We start from the raw sequence: 17533 nt of genomic DNA, 5'->3' as shown, positions 1-17533 counted from the left end.
ATTAATTCGGCCCAGCCGATGCACCCGATATCGCCGACGCACTCAGCGGATCGCGGTAGAGCACGTCGAGAGCGACGGACCCGCCCGCCACGGCAAGGACGGAGTCCGGGAAGCTGCTGGGCACGACCAGCGCCGCGCGCTCCTCCCCCACCGCCTCGCGCAACGCATCGAGGCAGTCGTCCCGGTACATCACCCCGGCTTCGGTGATGACGACCGTCTCCGGGTTGAGTACGTCGAGCAGCAGCCGGGCCGCCCGCCCGACCATCCTGGCCCGCTCCACGAGGAGCCGTACCGCGACCGGATCTCCGTCGGCGGCGGCGCGCACCAGGTGCATCGGGTTCATCGTGCCGATGACACCCGCCTCGCGCGCCCGGCGGCACAACGTCCGTTCGCTCAACTCGACTTGGAGGCACCCGGTCCGGCCGCAGTCGCACGGCTCCGTACCGCCTTGCAGCGGCAGATGGGCGATCGCCCCGGCCTGAGAGCGGGGGCCGTGGTGCACCTCGTCGTGGGTGGCGAAGGCGGCGTCCACCACATTGCCGACGAAGAGGTGCAGAACGCTCCGGCTCCCCCGCACCCGCCCGAACAGTCGCTCCCCGTTGACCAACGCCCTTGCGTGTCCGTCCACTTGGACCGGCAGCCCGGTGTGCGCGCCGATGGCCTCGCGCACGGCCACGTCGCGCCAGCCGAGGAGCCCGTGCTCGACGATGGTGCCCGAGTCGCGGTCCACCCAGCCCCCGACGGCGACCCCGATGCCCAGCGGCATGCGGTCGCCGGCCTCCGCGAGGAGCGCGCCGAGCCCGTCGGCGGCGTTCGCGAGAACCCGCCCCGGCTCGGTGCCGTCGCCGTGACCGAGGCGCCGCTCGACGACGACCTGCCCGCGCAGGTCGAGCAGCGCGACGGTGGTGTACGGCACGGCCACGTGCACCCCGCCGACCACGAACCGGGAGGCGTCCAGGTCGACCGGTATGTGCGGGCGCCCGGCCCCGTTCGACTGCCGGGGCGCGGCGGCCTCCCGGATCAGGCCGAGCGCGCCCAGCCGGGCGCAGTGGTCGGTCACCGATGCCGGCGAGAGGCCGGTCAGTCGGGCGATGGTGCTCCGGGCGACGGGCCCGTGGTCAAGGACGGACCGCAGGACGACGCTGGCGCTCGTCCTGCGCCGCGCACTGTCCGCTGCCCGCCGGGCCGCTGGGGGTGCTGTTGAAAGGGACATGGGTACTTCCTCGGGAGCTGGTCCGACACTGCGCCGTCTCGTGGTCGGCGGTCCGGACTCGCCCGGGCCGCCTCAGCTGGGGCGACAGGTGGCCGTGCCCTGGCGTCGCAGGTCGACATAGCGACGCGACGCGAAGTTCTCAGCCTGGGCGACCATGGCTCGAAGCTAGCAAACCGGCCGACGGCTGCCCAGGTGCCGCCCACGGTACGGACGGCCCCCTCGCCGTCAGCAGGATGTTCCAGGGCCGGTGGTGGAGTGCGGGTTGGCGGCCGGGCCCTCCGTGCTGAGCAGCACGACCACCGAGGACGGGTCGAGCCCCAGCGTCGTACGGCGTTCGTCGGCGCCCACACCGGTGAGCACCGCCCGCAGTCCGGCGAGCGCCGCGGCGCCGCAGGGGCCCGAGGAGACGCCGAGGTCCGCGAGGCGGGCGGCCGCGTGCGCGGCGTCGGAGTCGGTGATGGCGACGGCTGCGTCCAGGCCGTCGCGCAGGTAGGGCCAGGCGATGCTGGAGGGGGTGCCGCAGTTCAGTCCGGCCATGCTGGTGACGCCGGTGGTGATGCTGACGGGCGCACCGAGCGGGAGGCTTTCCAGGACGCAGGCCGCGGCCTCCGGTTCCACCGAAAGCAGCGCGGAGGCACGCCCGGAGGGACGGCTGCGGTAGTGGGTGACCACGGCCTGGGCCAGCGACCCCACCCCCACCGGCACGGCTACGAGGCCGGGCCCCCCGGCGGCCCCGGCGGCCGTCAACTGCTCGTCGATCTCGGCGCAGAGGGTGGAGTAGCCCTCGACGATCCACCCCGGGATCCGCTCGTAGCCCGGCCAGGCCGTGTCCTGGACGAGGACGGAGTCCGCCGCCGCGCTCGCCTCGGCCGCCAGCCGTACGGCCTCGTCGTACGGCCCCGCGACCCGGGTGACCTGCGCCCGCTCGGCGGCGATGGCGGATGCCGCCTGCGGATGCACCCCCTGCGGCACGAAGATATGGGCGCGCTGCCCGAGCAGGCGGGCCATGCGGGCCACCGCGCGGCCGTGGTTGCCGTCGGTGGCGGTCACCAGCGTGACCGGGCCGGCGTCCTCGCCGCTCGCCGCCCGGTCTGCGAGGATGCGGTGGACCGCCCAGGACGCACCCAGCGCCTTGAAGGCCGGAAGCCCCAGCCGGCACGACTCGTCCTTGACGAAGACGCGACTGACCCCCAACTCCCCTGCCAACAAGGGGAGTTCAGTCAACGGGGTTGGCGCGTAGCCGGGCAGCGAGGCGTGGAAGTCCCGTACTGCGGAGGGTGCGGGCTCACACCGCCAGCTACGGGCGCCGGGCCGCGCGGACCACGGCAGGGTACGGAGGGTGGAATTGTCGGGCACCCGACCAGGATGCAGCGACGCCGTCCCATCGGTCCAGCGAATGTTTCCGACCTATACTCATCGAAAAATCCGGCCATGGGCCATGGGGAGCTGTCGAGGCGAAGGCTCACGAGGGCGAGGAGAGCGGGCCGGCGATGTTCGATCTGCACCGACTGCGCCTGCTGCGCGAACTCAAGCACCGCGGCACGCTCGCGGCCGTCGCCGCGGCCCTGTCCTATGCCCCCTCCTCCGTCTCCCAGCAGCTCTCGCAACTGGAGGCCGAGGTCGGCGTCCCACTCCTCGAACCGGTCGGGCGGCGAGTGCGGCTGACCGAGCAGGCCGAGATCCTCGTCGCCCACACCGAAGCGGTGCTCGAACGCCTGGAGCGCGCGGAGGCGGACATCGCCGCCTCCCTGACCGACCTGACCGGCACGTTGCGCATCGCCTCGTTCCAGACGGCCGCCCTGGCTCTGGTGCCGACCGCGCTCGGCCTGCTGCGTGACGCGCATCCGCACCTGCGCGTCCACGTCACGCACATGGAGCCGGAGAGCGCCCTGCCCGCCCTTCAGGCCCGGGACTTCGACCTGGTCCTCACCGAGGAATACCCCGGCGACCCCAACCCGCGCCCCGCCGAACTCGAAGCGGAGGACCTCCTCGACGACCCCCTCCGCCTCGCCCTGCCGAAAGCCGACATGCCGGGCACCGAGACTCCGTCAGCGGCGCTGCGCGCCCTCGCCGATCACCCCTGGGTCATGGAGCCCGAGGGCACGACCGCGCGGCACTGGGCCATGACCATGTGCCGCGACGCAGGCTTCGAGCCCGACGTACGGTTCGAAACCCCCGACCTCCTGCTCCACCTGCGCCTGGTCGAGCAGGAACACGCCGCGGCGTTCCTGCCCGACCTCGTGTGGAACGGGCGGCGCCCGACGGTCCCGCTGCGCCAGCTCCCCCGCGGTCGGCGCACTCGCCGCATCTTCACCGTCGTACGCCGCGGAAGCAGCCGCCACCCCGCGATCCAGGCCTGCCGAACCGCCCTCCTCCGGGCGGTGGACCCTCCCTCCAACAAGGCCTGACAGCAAGGGAGTTCACGCCAGTTCGGCGCCTCGCAGGCCGTCCAGCTCGGCGGCGAAGAGCCGCCCGGGGTCGAAGCCCATCCCGGTGAAGTGGCCCGCGGCTTCCAGCGACAGCACACCGTGCAGCCTCGTCCAGAAGGCCAGGGCCCGGTGGAGTGCGGCGGGCGGAGCGGGGTGCCCCTCCGCCCACTGCCGGTGCTCCGCGAGGTGTGCGGCGAACGGCGAAGCGGGGCCGTCCAGGGGCAGCGCCGCGCACGCGTCGAGCAGCATCCTCATGATCTCGTCGGCGATTCCGGTGATGTCACCGGGCGCGTGGTAGCCGGGGACGGGCGTGCCGTAGACGAGGAAGTAGCGGTTGGGGTCCTCCAGGGCCCAGTCGCGCAGCGCGTTCGCCAGGATGGCGATGTCGGGGCCGGACTTGGAGGCCTCGGTGGCCGCCCGGAGCGTGTCGGCGAGGCTCCGGTACGCGTCCCGGACGAGCTCGGTGATCAGCTCGTCGCGCCCGGCGAAGTACCGGTAGAGCGCGGGCCCGCTCAGCCCCATCTGCTTGGCGATCGCATTGAGGGACAGCGCGGACGCCCCCGCCGTGGCGATCTGCTCCCACGCGTGCTGCTTGATCTCCGCCCGGACCTGCGCGCGATAACGCTCGCGCGGCGTCTTGGCGCCCGATTCCGCCACCGGCCTGCCACCTCTCCGTACGGTCGGCGGCTACAGCCGCCAGATTTAGTTAGAGGCTATCACGAAGGTTATTGACGGCTAGCGCGGCCGGGTGTTAGAACTTCTAGTGTTAGAGCTTCTAGCAAATGGCAAACCATCTAAAGCATCACGGGGTGGCGGGCACGTCCAGCCTGTACGTCCGCCGCCCACCCGCACCGGTCCGCACGCCTGGCCACTCGCACCAACTCGCACTGACTCGCACTCAAAGGGGAACGTCATGTCAGCTTCAGGAGCGCCGTCGTCGAACCGTCGCGTCCGCAGGACCAGCCTCCGTGCCGCCCTGGTCGCCGTCCCACTCGCCGTCGCCGTCCTCGGCACCATGTCGGCGGCGCCCGCCGGGGCCGCACCTCACCCCAGCAAGTCGCTCACCTGCCGCGGGGAGGGCGTCGACCCGAATGCCCGTGTCCGCTACCGGACCGAGACCGTGATCCACGCGCCGCTGAGCACCATCTGGAAGCTGCAGACCGACGTGGAGCGCTGGCCGTCCTGGCAGGCCGTGGTCAAGACGTCGGAACGGCTCGACCAGGGCCCCTTCCGCAAGGCCTCGGCGTTCCGGTGGACGACCCCGGTACCGCCCAACCCCTCGACTCCCGCCACCAGCCTGGACATCACCTCGACCGTCCAGCAGATCAAGCACAACTCGTGCATCCGCTGGACCGGCCCCGCGATCGGTGCAGGACTGCACATCGACGGCGTGCACGTATGGAACTTCACGAAGGTCAGGGGCGGCGTCCTCGTGCGCACCGAGGAGACACACAGCGGCCCCCAGGTCGACGCCAACGTCCCCGCCGCGACCAAGATCCTCAGCGACGGCCTTGAGGGGTGGCTGCGCGACCTGAAGTCCGCCGCGGAAGCGGGCCGGTCGCGCTGATTGCCGCGCCCGGCCGGGCCGCCACCCTCCCCAAGTGCCTGAACGCGAGTTCTGGCTCGTGCCCGGAAAGGGCGGCCGATCGTCCCGAATGCCCCCTGGTTGTTCATCCAGTGCGCGTCTCACCGAGACGACGTTTTCCGTGTGCTGAACCAGTCGTTTTCGGCCTCTGCCCCGGCTTCACTGGCCTGGATGCAGTGGTCGAAGCACGGGGGAAGACATGGATCTGAACACGGTGGCGGACGTGCGGGACGCACGGCTTCGTGAGCCCTGGCAGCCCGGTGACGCGTGGCTGGGCGGCGGCACCTACCTGTTCTCCGAACCGCAGCCGCACCTGCGGCGTCTGGTGGATCTGAGCCGCATGGGATGGGAGCCGCTGAGCCTCGGCGAGGACGGGGCGCTGGAGATCGCGGCGACGTGCACCATCGCCCAACTCTCCCGATTCGGGCGGCAGTTCACGGCTCGGGCGGCGCCGTTGTTCGAGCGGTGCTGCCGGGCCTTTCTGGCCTCGTTCAAGATCTGGAACATGGCGACCCTGGGCGGAAACCTCTGCAACGGGCTGCCCGCGGGCCCCATGATCTCGCTGACCGCCGCACTCGACGGCTCGTGCCTGCTCCAGTCGCAGACGGGCTCGCTGCGGAGCGTCAAGGTCGTCGATTTCATCACCGGCGCGGGCCGCAAGGTCCTCGACGAGGGCGAGCTGCTCCGCTCGGTCACCCTGCCCGCGCGGGCCCTGGCCTGCCACACGGCCTTCCGGCAGGCATCGCTGTACGGGCTCGGCCGCTCGGGCGCCCTGGTCATCGGCACGCTCGACCCCGTGGACGGCTCGATGGCGGTGACGATCAGCGCGGCGACCGTACGGCCGTTCCGCCTCTGGTTCCCGCTGCCTCCGGACCGGGGCGAGCTGCGCCGGGCGATCGAGACGGCCGTCGGCGAGGACGACTGGTACGACGACATCCACGGACTGCCGGAGTGGCGGCACCACATGGGGCTGCGCCTCGCCGAGGAAGTGCGCCACGAACTGACCCACCTCTCCGGGGACGGTGTGCGATGAGCTTCGACATCGAGGTCAACAACCAGCGCTTCGACACCGAGCCGAGGGCGGGCCAGTGTCTGCGTACGTATCTGCGCGAGCGCGGCTGGTTCGGCGTGAAGAAGGGCTGCGACCAGGGAGACTGCGGGGCCTGCACCGTCCACGTGGACGGCGAGCCGGTGCACAGCTGCCTGTATCCGGCGGTGCGGGCGGAGGGTCGGAGCGTGACGACCGTCGAAGGGCTCGCCTCGCCGGAGGGTGAACTCCACCCCGTACAACGGAAGTTCCTCGACGCCCAGGGTTTCCAGTGCGGCTTCTGCACCGCCGGATTCCTGATGACGACGGCCGCCCTCGAAGCCGAGCGGGGCACCGAGCACGACGACCACAAGCTGGCCGATCTGCCCCGCGCGTTCAAGGGCAACATCTGCCGCTGCACCGGCTATCGCGCCATCGAGGACGCCGTACGAGGCGTGCGGCACACCGAACGCCCCTGTGCCGGCAAGGCAGTTGGCAAGAGCCTCGGCGCGCCGGCGGGCCCGCAGGTCGTGACCGGGACCGCGCGCTACACCTTCGACGTGGAGGTGCCCGGGCTCCTCCACATGAAGCTGCTGCGCTCCCCGCACCCGCACGCCCGGATCCTCTCCATCGACACCGCCGCCGCCCTGCGCGTGCCCGGGGTGCACGCCGTCCTCACCCATGAGGACGCCCCCGACACCCTCTACTCCTCCGCCCGCCACGAGCACCCCACCGAGGACCCCGACGACACCCGCGTGCTCGACGACACCGTCCGCTACGTCGGGCAGCGCGTCGCGGCCGTCGTCGCCGACAGCGAGCAGGCGGCCGAGGAGGGCTGCCGCCGGGTGGAGGTGGTCTACCAGGAACTCCCCTACGTCATCGACCCGGAGGAGGCGATGGCTCCCGGCGCCCCGAAGGTCCACGAGGGCAAGGGGCCCGAGGTGCGGATCGCCCGCGTGGAGAACAACGTGGCCGGTGAGGTGCACGGCGAGATCGGGTCCGTGGCAGACGGCTTCGCCGCCGCCGACGTCACCTACGAGGAGACCTTCCGCACCCAGCGCGTCCAGCACGCCAGCCTCGAAACCCACGGCTGTGTCGCCTACTTCGAGCCCAAGGAGGACGGCACCGGGGAGCGCCTCACCGTCCGCTCCTCCACCCAGACCCCGTTCCTGACGCGCCGCGCGCTGTGCGCCCTGTACAACCTGCCCGAGGACGAGGTCCGGGTCGTCGCGGGCCGGGTGGGCGGCGGCTTCGGCGGCAAGCAGGAGATGCTGACCGAGGACATCGTCACGCTGGCCGCGCTGAAACTGCGCCGCCCGGTGAAGCTGGAGTACACCCGGGCCGAGCAGTTCTACGGCGCGACCACCCGCCACCCCTTCAAGATCGGCATCAAGGTGGGCGCCCGCACCGACGGCACCCTGACCGCGATCCAGATGCGCGTGGTCTCCAACACCGGCGCGTACGGCAACCACGGCCCAGCCGTGATGTTCCACAGCGTCGGTGAGTCGTTCGCCGTCTACCGTGCCCCGCACAAGAAGGTGGACGCGTTCTCCGTGTACACGAATGTCGTTCCGGCGGGCGCGTTCCGGGGCTACGGCCTCGGCCAGGTCACCTTCGCCGTCGAGTCGGTGATGGACGAGCTGGCCCGCCGGCTCGGCATGGACCCGCTGGTCTTCCGGGAGAAGAACATCATCGGTCCCGGCGAGCCGATGCACAGCCCGATCGGCGAGGAGGAGGACCTGCACATCGCCTCGTACGGGCTCGACCAGTGCCTGAACGTCGTCCGCACGGCCATCGCCGAGGACGAGAGCTCCGCGAAGGCGCCCGAGGGCTGGCTGGTGGGCCAGGGCACGGCCATGGCGATGATCGCGACGGGGCCGCCCGGCGGGCACTACGCCGACGCCCGGGTGTCCCTCCTCTCCGACGGGACGTACGACATCGCCGTCGGCACTGCGGAGTTCGGCAACGGCACCACCACCGTGCACAAGCAGATCACCGCGGGCGCCCTGAACACCACCGAGGACCGCCTCACCGTCCGCCAGTCCGACACGGACGTCGTCCGCCACGACACGGGCGCCTTCGGTTCCGCGGGTACGGTCGTGGCCGGCAAGGCGGTCCTGCTGGCCGCGACCTCGCTCGCCGAACGGCTGCGGACCTTCGCCGCCCGGCACACGGGGGTGGCCCGCCACCTGTGCGTCCTCGGGCCCGAGGCGGTCGACTGCGCGGGCCGGGTGGTGACGCTCAAGGAGCTCCACGAGGCGGCCCGGGCGGCGGGCGCGCCGGAGGAGCTGGCCGCCGACGGTCACTGGGGCGGCTCGCCGCGCTCGGTCGCCTTCAACGCGCAGTGGTTCCGCCTCGCCGTGGACCCCGGCACCGGCGAGATCCGCATTCTGCGCAGTGTCCACGCGGCCGACGCGGGCAAGGTCATGAACCCGATGCAGTGCCGTGGCCAGGTCGAGGGCGGGGTCGCCCAGGCACTCGGCGCGACGCTCTTCGAGACGGTGCGCGTCGACGACCGGGGCGAGGTCACCACCGCCGCGTTCCGCCGCTACCGCCTCCCCCAGTACGCGGACGTCCCGCGCACCGAGGTCCACTTCATGGAGACCACCGACGCCATCGGCCCGCTCGGCGCCAAGTCGATGAGCGAGAGCCCCTTCAATCCGGTGGGCCCCGCCTTCGCGAACGCGCTGCGCGATGCCACCGGCATCCGGTTCACCGAAATGCCGGTCACCCGGGACCGCGTCTGGCTCGCCATGGACCGACAGGCCCGCGAGGCCGCCAACTAGGGCGCTGGGATTGGTACTTGACGGCTGGAAACCCGGCAGCGCTACTCGTCCTCCTGGTACGAGTGGCGCTGCTCGGTCCACGGGTCGGCGAGGTTGTGATAGCCCCGCTCCTCCCAGAATCCGCGCCGGTCCCGCGTCATGTACTCGATGGCGCGCAGCCACTTCGGCCCCTTGTAGCCGTAGAGGTGCGGGACGACGAGGCGGAGTGGGAAGCCGTGCTCGGCGGTGAGGGTCTCACCGTTGTGGTGGGTGGCCATGAGGGTCCGGTCCGCGGCGAAGTCGTCGAGTCGCAGGTTGGCGTTGTAGCCGTACTCGGCCCACGCCATGACGTGGGTGACCCGCGGGTCGGGCGGCGCCAGTTTCAGCAGGACGGCGGCGGGCACACCGTAGAACTCGTGGCCGAGGGTCGTGGTGCCCGACGCGCAGTGCAGGTCCGTGGTGATCGTCGCCGCTGGGAGCGCCATGACCTCGTCGAAGGTCCACGAGTACTTCTCACCGGTCGCGGTGGATCCGAAGACCTGGAGGTTCCAGCGGTCGGCGCGGAACCGCGGCACGGGGCCGTAGTGGGACACCGGCCACCCCTTCGCCACCCGCTGCCCCGGAGGGACGGGTTCGCTTCCCACCACACACCTCCCTCTTCCTCCGCACCGGATACAGCAACAGCAAGATCAAAGCGGCATTCAGCCTTGCAGATGCTACCTCTTTCTGGCTGTTCGCCTCTTGGATGATCGCCTGTACGTATACCGGCCAGACGGGCTTGTTTCTGTGGGCTGATCCAGTAGCCCCGCGGCTGCGCACCTTGATTCACTTGCGGTACCGGGACGGGGCGGAGGAGTGGCTCTCGCCGCCACGGGGACACACCGGCAGGAGGCCTCGTACGCCGTTCGCGGTTCGGCGCACGAGGCCTCCTAAAGATTCCGGGGCTCGGCACCGCCCTCATGACACGACGTCTCGGCACGAGAGATGGTCTGGCATATGCAGGCTGGATGGGCGCATCCTTGCGTGGATGCCAGCCATTGGGGCCGGACGAGCTCGAATGTAAGGAGTGGGTGATGGCCGTGGTCGTCGTACAGCAGGCGTCCGCCGGGGTGCCGGCCGCGGTGGGTGGGGCCCTCAGCGCGGCGGGTCTCACCGTCCGGTCCGTCCCGCTCGACGCGGGCGGGCTTCCCTCGATCGATCTCAGCGATGTCGAGGGTCTGATCATCCTGGCCGCGCCGTATCCCGCCGGCACCAGCGGGCTGCCCCTCATGCGGGAAGCACTCGCCGCACAGGTGCCGGTCCTGGCCCTGGGGAGCGGCGCCGAACTACTGGCCGAGGTGACCGCCACGGGTTCCGCCTCCGAGGGGCCCGCGGTGGAGGCGACCCGGGCCGCGAGCACCGACCCGCTCTTCGCGGGCTCCCTGCCCTCGGGCTTGCGGCCGGATCCCGCGGAGGTCGCCCTGCCGCCCGGCGCCGTCGTACTTGCCACCGCCCGGGGTTACCCGGGCCAGGCGTTCCGTCTCGGCAGCAGCGCCTGGGGAGTGCGGTTCGCCGGGGTTCATGACGGCAGGGACGATGCCTGGACTGGTCAACTCCTGTCCCGTTTCGCCACTTTGGTGGCGGCACGGGCCGAACACACCGCCACTCGGGCCTTCTTCACCCATCGGGCCGACGCCTGGGAGGAGCGGTTCGCCCACCAGACGCCGGCCTACGAGGCCGCGGCGTTCCGCATGCAACTGGGGCCCGGCGAAACCGCGTTGGACCTCGGATGCGGTACCGGGCGGGCCATGCCCGCGCTCCGGGAACAGGTCGGGGCCCACGGCCGCGTACTCGGCATCGATGTCACACCGGCCATGCTGGCGGCCGCCGCCCGGCACGGCCGCACCCGGCACGGGCACCTGCTGGCGGCCGACTGCGCCCGGCTCCCCGTGCCCCGCCGGTCCGTGCACGGAATCTTCTCGGCGGGGCTCCTCGACCACCTCCCCGACCCACGCACCGCCCTCGCGGAGTGGGCCCGCGTCGCGACGTCCGACTGTGTGCTCCTGCTCTTCCACCCCTCCGGCCGCGCGGAGCGAGCGGCCCGGCACGGCCGCCCCCTCGATCCCGGCGACCTCCTCGCGGAGCACAATCTCCGCCCAGCCCTGGAGGCGACCGGTTGGAACCTGGACGAGTACGAGGACGCCCCCGATCACTTCCTGGCCCACGCCACCCTCGCCGGGTAGCCGGGCAGCCGGGGGAAACAGGCCCACGACCTTGTCACCCCCGCAAGGAGGCACCACATGGGCGCCGGAGACCACGGCAGTGCGGTCCGGGAGTGGCTGCGAAGGCTCGCGCGTGATCGTACGCGCCACGCCGTAAGTACGGTCAGATCGCCATGGCCTCCTGGATCCAGCGGTTCACCCGGTACGGCAGCCACCACGCGAGCTCGCCCACCTCCAGGACCAGGCGCTCCTCCACGAAGTCGGCGAGGACCGCGGGGGGTACCGATGTGGTGGGTGCGCCGTAGGCCAAGGTCTCGATGACCTGCTGGTATTCGGGCTCATCGGCGGTGAAGCGGCGCAGGTCGCCCCAGCGGCGGTCGCGGATCTGGACGAAGCCCGGGCCCTGCCGCCACAGGCACTTGCAGAGGTAGTGCCCGTCGCGCCACCGGCGCAGGTCGCCGGCCGCGTCGGCGGGTCCCGCCAGGCGCTGCGGCGGCTGGAGGTGGCTGAGGATCCGCCAGGTGCCGTCGGCCGCCGTCGGGTCGAGCCGCAGCTTCCACTCGACCAGGACGGCCCGGGCCGTCAGATCCCGCACGAGGCTCAGGGCGCGTACGGCGCGGTCCGCTGTTCGCGGGTCGTTGAGGTCGACGGGCTCGGGCAGGCGGACGCGACGTGCGCCCAGCTCCCACAGTCGGTCGCTCTCCTCGCCCATGGGCCCGGTCAGTTCCACCTCTCCCAGGCACATCCCGGGCAGGGCGCAGGCGTCGGGGTCGTAGTCGCGCCAGGCGGCGACCGTGAGGGCCTCGGTGGCGGTGGTGAGGGCGGTGGTCATCGGCCTTGCTCCTCCTGCTGGTACTGAGTCGGACACGCGCGGATTCAGACGCTCACGGGCTCGGGCCTGCCGGACTGTTCGGCGGCGTCGAGCGCGGCCTGCGCGTGGCGCATGAAGTCCAGGCGCAGCAGGTCCTCGTTGACGGCCGAGGGCGCGATGTGGACGTACTGGCCGCCGTCGGTGAAGACCAGGCCCAACTCCAGCCAGCTGTCGAGTAGTTGCTGCACCTCGTGCTCCTCGCGCGCGGCGCCCTTGGCGCGGGCCGCGGCCTTGCGGGTCAGCGCGGCGGCCGTGTGCGGCTGGTCGAGGAGGCGGAAGGCGACCAGTTCGAACGGGTCGGTCAGCTCCATCGCGCGCCAGGCGAAGGTGCGCCGCCTGCTGACCAGGACGATGCGGTCGCCCAGGTCGGTGTGGGTGAGCCGGGCATCCGCGTGGTGCTTCTTCCAGGCGTCGAGCGCGTTGTTCAGCGCGGTGACGGTGGGCTCGGTGATGCCGCGCTGCGGGGCCTCGAAGACGTACGCGAGGTCGTAGAGCTCCGACTCCGGCAGGTCGTAGGTGAAGCGGTAGTGCGCCTCGGGGCGCAGTCCGTCGAAGCCCAGTTCGGGGCGGTTGAAGTAGGGGCTGAACCGCTCGATCGCGATGCGTGCGGAGAGGTCGACGGGTGGGTCGAGGTGCTCCAGGGCGGCGATCTGGGCGATGACCGGGTCGTAGTCCTCGGCGGTCTCGCCGGGGAAGCCGTGCAGGTAGTTCCAGGCGACGGAGAGACCGGTCTCGGCGCCGTCGCGGAGCATGCGGACGTTCTGGCAGCCGCTGACGCCCTTGTCCATCAGGTCGAGCACCCGGTTGTTGAGGCTCTCGATGCCCGGCTGTACGTAGATGAGTCCGGCTTCGGCGAGCGTACGCAGCTGGCTGCGGCGCATGTTGGCCTTGATCTCGATGTGCATCCGCAGGTCGTAGCCGCTCTCCATGATGCGCGGCAGCACCGTGGTGAGGTAGCCCATGTCGAGGATGTTGTCGACGAGGTACATGTCGAGCACCCGGTGGCGCCGGGCCAGCTCCATGATCTCTTCGAAGAACGTGTCGGGGCTCTTGGAGCGGAACTGCATGAACGAGCCGTTGAGGCCGCAGAACGTGCAGTGGTGCTTCTCGCCCCACCAGCAGCCGCGGGCGCCCTCGACGACGAGCTTGGGCTCGACCCAGTTGCGGGCCACGGAAGCGGCGAGGCGCTCGAAGTAACCGCTGTAGTCGGGGGCCAGGATGGTGGCCGGCGGCAGCGGGCTCGTGGCCATCGGGTTGACGATGCTCCTGCCCTCGGCGTCGCGGTGGCACAGGCCCGGCACTCCGTTGAGCGCCTCGCCCCGGGCGCCTTCACCGATCGCGGTCAGGAGCTGCGGGAAGGCGGACTCTCCCTCGCCGCGGATCACATGGTCCACAAACGGGAAGTTGCGGTGGACGGCCTCGCCCTGCTCGCCGTCGCAGTTGGCGCCGCCCATGACGGTCACGATGTGCGGGGCGAGCCGCTTGACGTGCTTGGCGGCGGCGAGGGCCGCGGTGTTCTGCTGGAAGGTGGAGGTGAAGCCGACGACGTCCGGTGCGTACTCGACGATCCGCCGGGCGATCATCTCCACGAACTCCGGTACCTGGCGGTGCAGTTCCTGTGACATGTGCAGCCGCGACTTCCGCAATTTGCCCTTCATCGCGGCCGCGAACTCCTCGTCCCGCCAGGTGGGGTCGTCGTAGAGGGCGGAGGAGAACACCCAGTCGCCACAGCCCATGAAATAGGAGGAGAGCGCGTAGTACTCGTAGTCGTCGGCGGTGAATTCCGTACGTTCGGTGATCCAGTCGGTAAATTCGAGATTGGCGTGCAGGATCTCGGCGCGGGCGCCGGGCACGCCTTCGTCCACGCTGCGTTTCAGGATTCCCAGGGCCAGCGAGGGAAGGTCGATCGGCGACCAGGGCATATTGACCAGCAGGACACGCATGTCGGCTCCTCGGGAGGTGCGGAGACGTGACGGAAGTAAGGCCCGGGGGGCCGGCGGGTGGGTGGTGCCGGCCGGCCCGGCGGCGGACCGCCGGGCCGGCCGCGAGGGTCAGTCCTCTTCGCCGTCCTCGGCGTTGCGGAACGGAACCTTGATGGTCACGCCGACGCTCGGCTTGCGGTTCTCCTCGTCACCCGCGAGCGGGTCATTGTGGATGATGTCCTTCTGCATGGCCGGAACTCCTCTCTGTGTGGGTGGTGCCTGTGCCTGTTCCGGCGGGCGCCGCTGAGCGCGCCCGTCCGGAATCCCCGGTCCGGTCGGAGCGGGGCGTTCGGGGGGTGGTGCGGGGCCGTCCGCGCAGTTCGCGGTCGAGGAAGACCACGGCGCGGCGCAGGACGGCGACGTGGTCGTCGGCCTCGTAGCCGTCGTGGCCCGTGTCGAGCCACATCGACTCGTGCCGTACGCCCGCGTGTTGGAGGGCAGTGAGGTAGTCGCGCACTTGGCCGGGCGGGCACTTGGCATCGCGGGTCGCGGCGGCGACGAGGAGGGGCGCTTGGACCGCGGCCGCGTAGTGCAGGGGTGAGCTCCGCTCGTACCGTTCGGGCACCTCGTCGGGGGTGCCGCCGAACAGTCGCTCGTCGAGCGCGCGCAGGGCCGGGGTGGTGGTGCGGTGGGCGGCCGCGCAGTCCGCGACGGGTTTGACTGCGACCCCCGCCTGCCACAGCCCGGGATTCACGCCGAGGGCGAGCAGCACCAGGTAGCCGCCCCAGGAGGTGCCCCACAGCCCGACCGCGTCGGCGCGGACGACGCCGCGGGCGGCGAGGTCGGCGCGGACCGCGATCAGGTCCTCGACCTGGGTGAGCCCGACGCCTTGGCCGAACGAGCGCCGCCAGCGCGGCCCGTATCCGGTGGAGCCGCGGTAGTTGACGCGTACGACGGCGAACCCGGAGGCGACCAGCGAGTGCACCACCCCGTCGTAGGCGTCCCGGTCGTGGTCGGCGGGCCCGCCGTGCACCAGGAACACCGCGGGCACCGCACCCTTGCGCCCCTCGGGCAGGCTGAGTAGCGAGTGCACCGGGCCGTCCGGTCCCGGCGTCCACAACTCCCGGTGTTCTCCGGGCACTTGGCCCGCGATGCCGTACGTGGGAGGCAGCGGGGTGTCCGCGGTGGAGGCCATGCGGGGCGGCGTCGCCGTGTCCGTCCAGAGGTAGTGCACATCGGATCCGGCACGGGGCGCGGCGTCCAGCAGCGTCCCGCGCGGGGTCGGTACGGGTTCGGCGGTGCGCTCCGTCAGGCGCACGCGGTGCAGGGTGCTGCGGCCGTGCCGGTCCTGGCGGACCAGGAGGGAGCGGCCGTCAGGGTGCCAGCGGGCGGTGATCTCGGTGTCGAAGGCGCACCAGGAGTGCGTGACGACTCCTGTCTCCGGTCTCCAACTGGCAAGTGAATAACGGTTGTTGGACTCGCGAACGAGCAGCAGCTCGGCACGGTCGGAGACGGGTGCGAAGCCCAGCGCCCAGAGCCGGCCGCCTGCCTCGTCCCCGGTCAGTACCGCGCAGATGGTGCCGTCGTCGGCGAGGACGGTCACGGCCCGCGCCGAGCCGGCCGCGCCGCTGAGCGCGAGGAGGCGGCCGTCGGGGGTGATCCCGGACAGGGTGGCGTGCCCGTCGACGCGCGTCACCTCGCGGGCGGCGCCCCCGCGCGGGCCGAGGTGGACGGCGGTCGACCGTGCGTCCCCGAGCCCCATGGCGACGCACGCGTCGTCACCGACGGCGAGGCCGCGCGGCTCGCCCTCGGGCACGCCCACCAGGCCCGGCCGGTCCGGGCCGCCCTCGAACGGCTGGAACCGCCAGCGTCCGGTGCCGTGTTCGTCCTCGTCGAACCACCACACGTGGGCGTCGCGGTCTATCGCGCCGTGCAGGGTGCCGTGCGGGCGGTCGGTGACCTGGCGGGACCTGCGCGTGGCGGCGTCCCAAGTGAACACCTCGCAGCGGCCGTTGGCGTCGCCGGTGAACACCATCCTGGTGGGATCCGCGGCGCACACCTCGGGCAGTGCGGCCCGGTACACCTGGTAGCGGCCCGTCATGCCGTCACCTCCGCGAGCCTGGACCGTACGACGGTCGTCCGCCAGGCCAGCGCCGCGAGGACCACCGCACAGACCACGGCGGGCGCGGCCGTCCCGACGCGGGTCACGCACACCCCTGCCAGGACCGGCGCGAGCGCGGCGGAGCCGCCCGCGGCACTCGCGAGGACCGCTCCGGTACGGGCCTGCAGTCCGGGCGGGGTCTCCTGAAGGGCGCGGGACTGGAGCACGACGCCGACCAGCGGCATCAGCAGGCAGAACACGCCGAACAGCGCGCCGTACGTCCAGGGCCCGTCGGCGGTCGCGAGCCCGGCCGCGAGCGGAACGAGCAGCCAGGACACCGTCACAAGGAGCCGCGCGGCCCCGATCCGGCCCGCGATGCGCGGCGCGGCCAGCGAACCGGCGAGCCCAGCGGCCCCGGACAGCGCGAGGACGAGCCCCATCGGCGCGCCGCCGTGGCCGCCTTTCTGGAGGGTGAACACGGCCCCGTAGTAGAGGGCGACGATCACGCCGTTGACGGTGGCGGTCCAGATCAGGACGAGCCGGAGGAAGGGTGACGTACGGACGAGGGCAAGCCCGGCCCCGAGCTCCTCCCGCATGCGGCGGGCGGGGTGTGGCCGCCGGGCCGCGGGAGCGGGAGCCGTTGCGCCGCTGTCCACCCCCATCTCGGGCGCGGCCCCTGCGTCGGCACACCGGTCCGGCCGCAGGTTGGAACTCAGTGCCCGTACGCACCCGGCGGCCACGGCGTAGGAGACGGCGTCCGCGAGGAAGGGCAGGGCGCGGGCGGCTTGGTAGAGCGCGCCGCCCAGCGCGGGGCCCAGGATCAGCGCGCCCTGGTCGCCCGCCGACAGACCGGCCACCACGCGGGGACATTCGGCGGGCGGGGCGATCATGGCCACGGTGCCGGCGGCGGCGGCCTCGTACACGGCGGTGGAGAACCGCTCCACCAGAACCGCGCCGAGCAACAGGGCGAGCGGCGGGCGTCCCGCGGCCACGGCCACCGTCACGCCGGCCATGGCGAGCGCCGAGACCGTCGCGGACCAGAACATCACGGGTTTGCGCGCGCCCCGGTCGGCGGGGACCGCCGCGAGCGGGGCGAGGAGCAGCCCGGCGGCCGTGGACACCCCGGCGACGAGACCGACCACGGCCGCCGAGTGGCCGAGCCCGAGGAGCAGCAGCGGCAGAACGACACCAGAGGCCTGTGTGCCGAGCGCGTCGGAGGCGCTCGCGCACCAGAACAGCCGGACGTCACGGGACACGGGCCGACGGGCCGCCCGCTTGTCGGCTGCTGTGGTGCCGGGGCTCATCGGCGCCCCGCTGACACCGCAGATGTCCCCGGTGCGTCCAGGGACTCCGGTTCACGCACAGCCACCCCACAGTTGGTCAAGTTGCGAAGAATTTGTGCAGGAAGCGAAACGAGCG

Annotated in this window: 13 protein-coding genes; 5 read left to right on the top strand and 8 right to left on the bottom strand. The window is 71.9% G+C overall.

Annotation, left to right across the window (positions count from 1 at the left end):
- Position 1: 1 nt before the first annotated feature.
- Together ADK54_RS19565 and ADK54_RS19560 are read right to left on the bottom strand one after the other, a co-directional pair.
- Positions 2–1213 carry an ROK family transcriptional regulator gene (locus ADK54_RS19565; RefSeq protein WP_053726958.1) on the bottom strand — a complete coding sequence of 404 codons (1212 nt, stop codon included), beginning with the start codon at positions 1211–1213 and terminating at the stop codon, positions 2–4.
- A 225-nt stretch (positions 1214–1438) separates the two neighbouring features.
- Positions 1439–2569 (bottom strand): diaminopropionate ammonia-lyase, encoded by a 1131-nt coding sequence (locus tag ADK54_RS19560; RefSeq protein ID WP_053726957.1) that lies wholly within the window; start codon positions 2567–2569, stop codon positions 1439–1441.
- 134 nt (positions 2570–2703) lie between these two features.
- Here ADK54_RS19560 and ADK54_RS19555 point away from each other — a divergent pair, with 134 nt between their 5' ends.
- Positions 2704–3621: a LysR family transcriptional regulator gene (locus ADK54_RS19555; RefSeq protein ID WP_053726956.1), complete on the top strand. Its 918-nt coding sequence runs from the start codon at positions 2704–2706 to the stop codon at positions 3619–3621.
- A gap of 12 nt (positions 3622–3633) precedes the next feature.
- On the opposite strand, the gene ADK54_RS19550 is transcribed toward ADK54_RS19555, so the two are convergent.
- On the bottom strand, positions 3634–4299 hold the full coding sequence (locus ADK54_RS19550) for a TetR/AcrR family transcriptional regulator (protein ID WP_053726955.1): 666 nt from the start codon (positions 4297–4299) through the stop codon (positions 3634–3636).
- Between the two features lie 256 nt (positions 4300–4555).
- Between ADK54_RS19550 and ADK54_RS19545 the strand changes: the two genes are divergently transcribed.
- The 3 genes from ADK54_RS19545 (at position 4556) to ADK54_RS19535 (ending at position 9040) form a co-directional block, all read left to right on the top strand.
- Positions 4556–5209, top strand: coding sequence for an SRPBCC family protein (locus tag ADK54_RS19545; RefSeq protein ID WP_053726954.1), 654 nt, complete (start codon positions 4556–4558; stop codon positions 5207–5209).
- 217 nt (positions 5210–5426) lie between these two features.
- A complete protein-coding gene (locus tag ADK54_RS19540; protein ID WP_053726953.1) occupies positions 5427–6260 on the top strand; it encodes an FAD binding domain-containing protein in 834 nt (277 codons plus the stop codon).
- Positions 6257–9040 (top strand): molybdopterin-dependent oxidoreductase, encoded by a 2784-nt coding sequence (locus ADK54_RS19535; RefSeq protein ID WP_053726952.1) that lies wholly within the window; start codon positions 6257–6259, stop codon positions 9038–9040. The genes ADK54_RS19540 and ADK54_RS19535 overlap by 4 nt, the downstream gene beginning before the upstream one ends.
- Positions 9041–9081: 41 nt before the next feature.
- Here the strand turns inward: ADK54_RS19535 and ADK54_RS19530 are convergent, their stop codons facing one another.
- Complete coding sequence (locus ADK54_RS19530; protein ID WP_420717337.1) at positions 9082–9693, bottom strand: molybdopterin-dependent oxidoreductase; 612 nt, start codon at positions 9691–9693, stop codon at positions 9082–9084.
- A 399-nt stretch (positions 9694–10092) separates the two neighbouring features.
- Here ADK54_RS19530 and ADK54_RS43525 point away from each other — a divergent pair, with 399 nt between their 5' ends.
- Positions 10093–11241, top strand: coding sequence for a methyltransferase domain-containing protein (locus ADK54_RS43525; RefSeq protein ID WP_078966483.1), 1149 nt, complete (start codon positions 10093–10095; stop codon positions 11239–11241).
- A gap of 142 nt (positions 11242–11383) precedes the next feature.
- Here the strand turns inward: ADK54_RS43525 and ADK54_RS19520 are convergent, their stop codons facing one another.
- The 4 genes from ADK54_RS19520 to ADK54_RS19505 all read right to left on the bottom strand — a co-directional run bounded on the left by ADK54_RS19520 (position 11384) and on the right by ADK54_RS19505 (position 17418).
- Entirely contained in the window at positions 11384–12052 is a 669-nt protein-coding gene (locus ADK54_RS19520) for a DUF5825 family protein (protein WP_053726950.1), read from the bottom strand.
- A 44-nt stretch (positions 12053–12096) separates the two neighbouring features.
- Positions 12097–14034 (bottom strand): RiPP maturation radical SAM C-methyltransferase, encoded by a 1938-nt coding sequence (locus ADK54_RS19515; protein WP_053726949.1) that lies wholly within the window; start codon positions 14032–14034, stop codon positions 12097–12099.
- A gap of 202 nt (positions 14035–14236) precedes the next feature.
- Positions 14237–16114 carry an alpha/beta fold hydrolase gene (locus ADK54_RS19510; protein ID WP_053726948.1) on the bottom strand — a complete coding sequence of 626 codons (1878 nt, stop codon included), beginning with the start codon at positions 16112–16114 and terminating at the stop codon, positions 14237–14239.
- The gene (locus ADK54_RS19505) at positions 16111–17418 is read right to left on the bottom strand and encodes an MFS transporter (RefSeq protein WP_053726947.1); all 1308 of its coding nucleotides are present in this window, start codon (positions 17416–17418) and stop codon (positions 16111–16113) included. Before ADK54_RS19505 ends, ADK54_RS19510 begins: the two co-directional genes overlap by 4 nt.
- Positions 17419–17533 lie beyond the last annotated feature (115 nt).

This window comes from Streptomyces sp. WM6378, assembly GCF_001279695.1.
GTDB lineage: Bacteria > Actinomycetota > Actinomycetes > Streptomycetales > Streptomycetaceae > Streptomyces.
The sequence above is the reverse complement of the archived record's forward strand: the minus strand, read 5'-3'. Positions and strand labels throughout refer to the sequence as shown.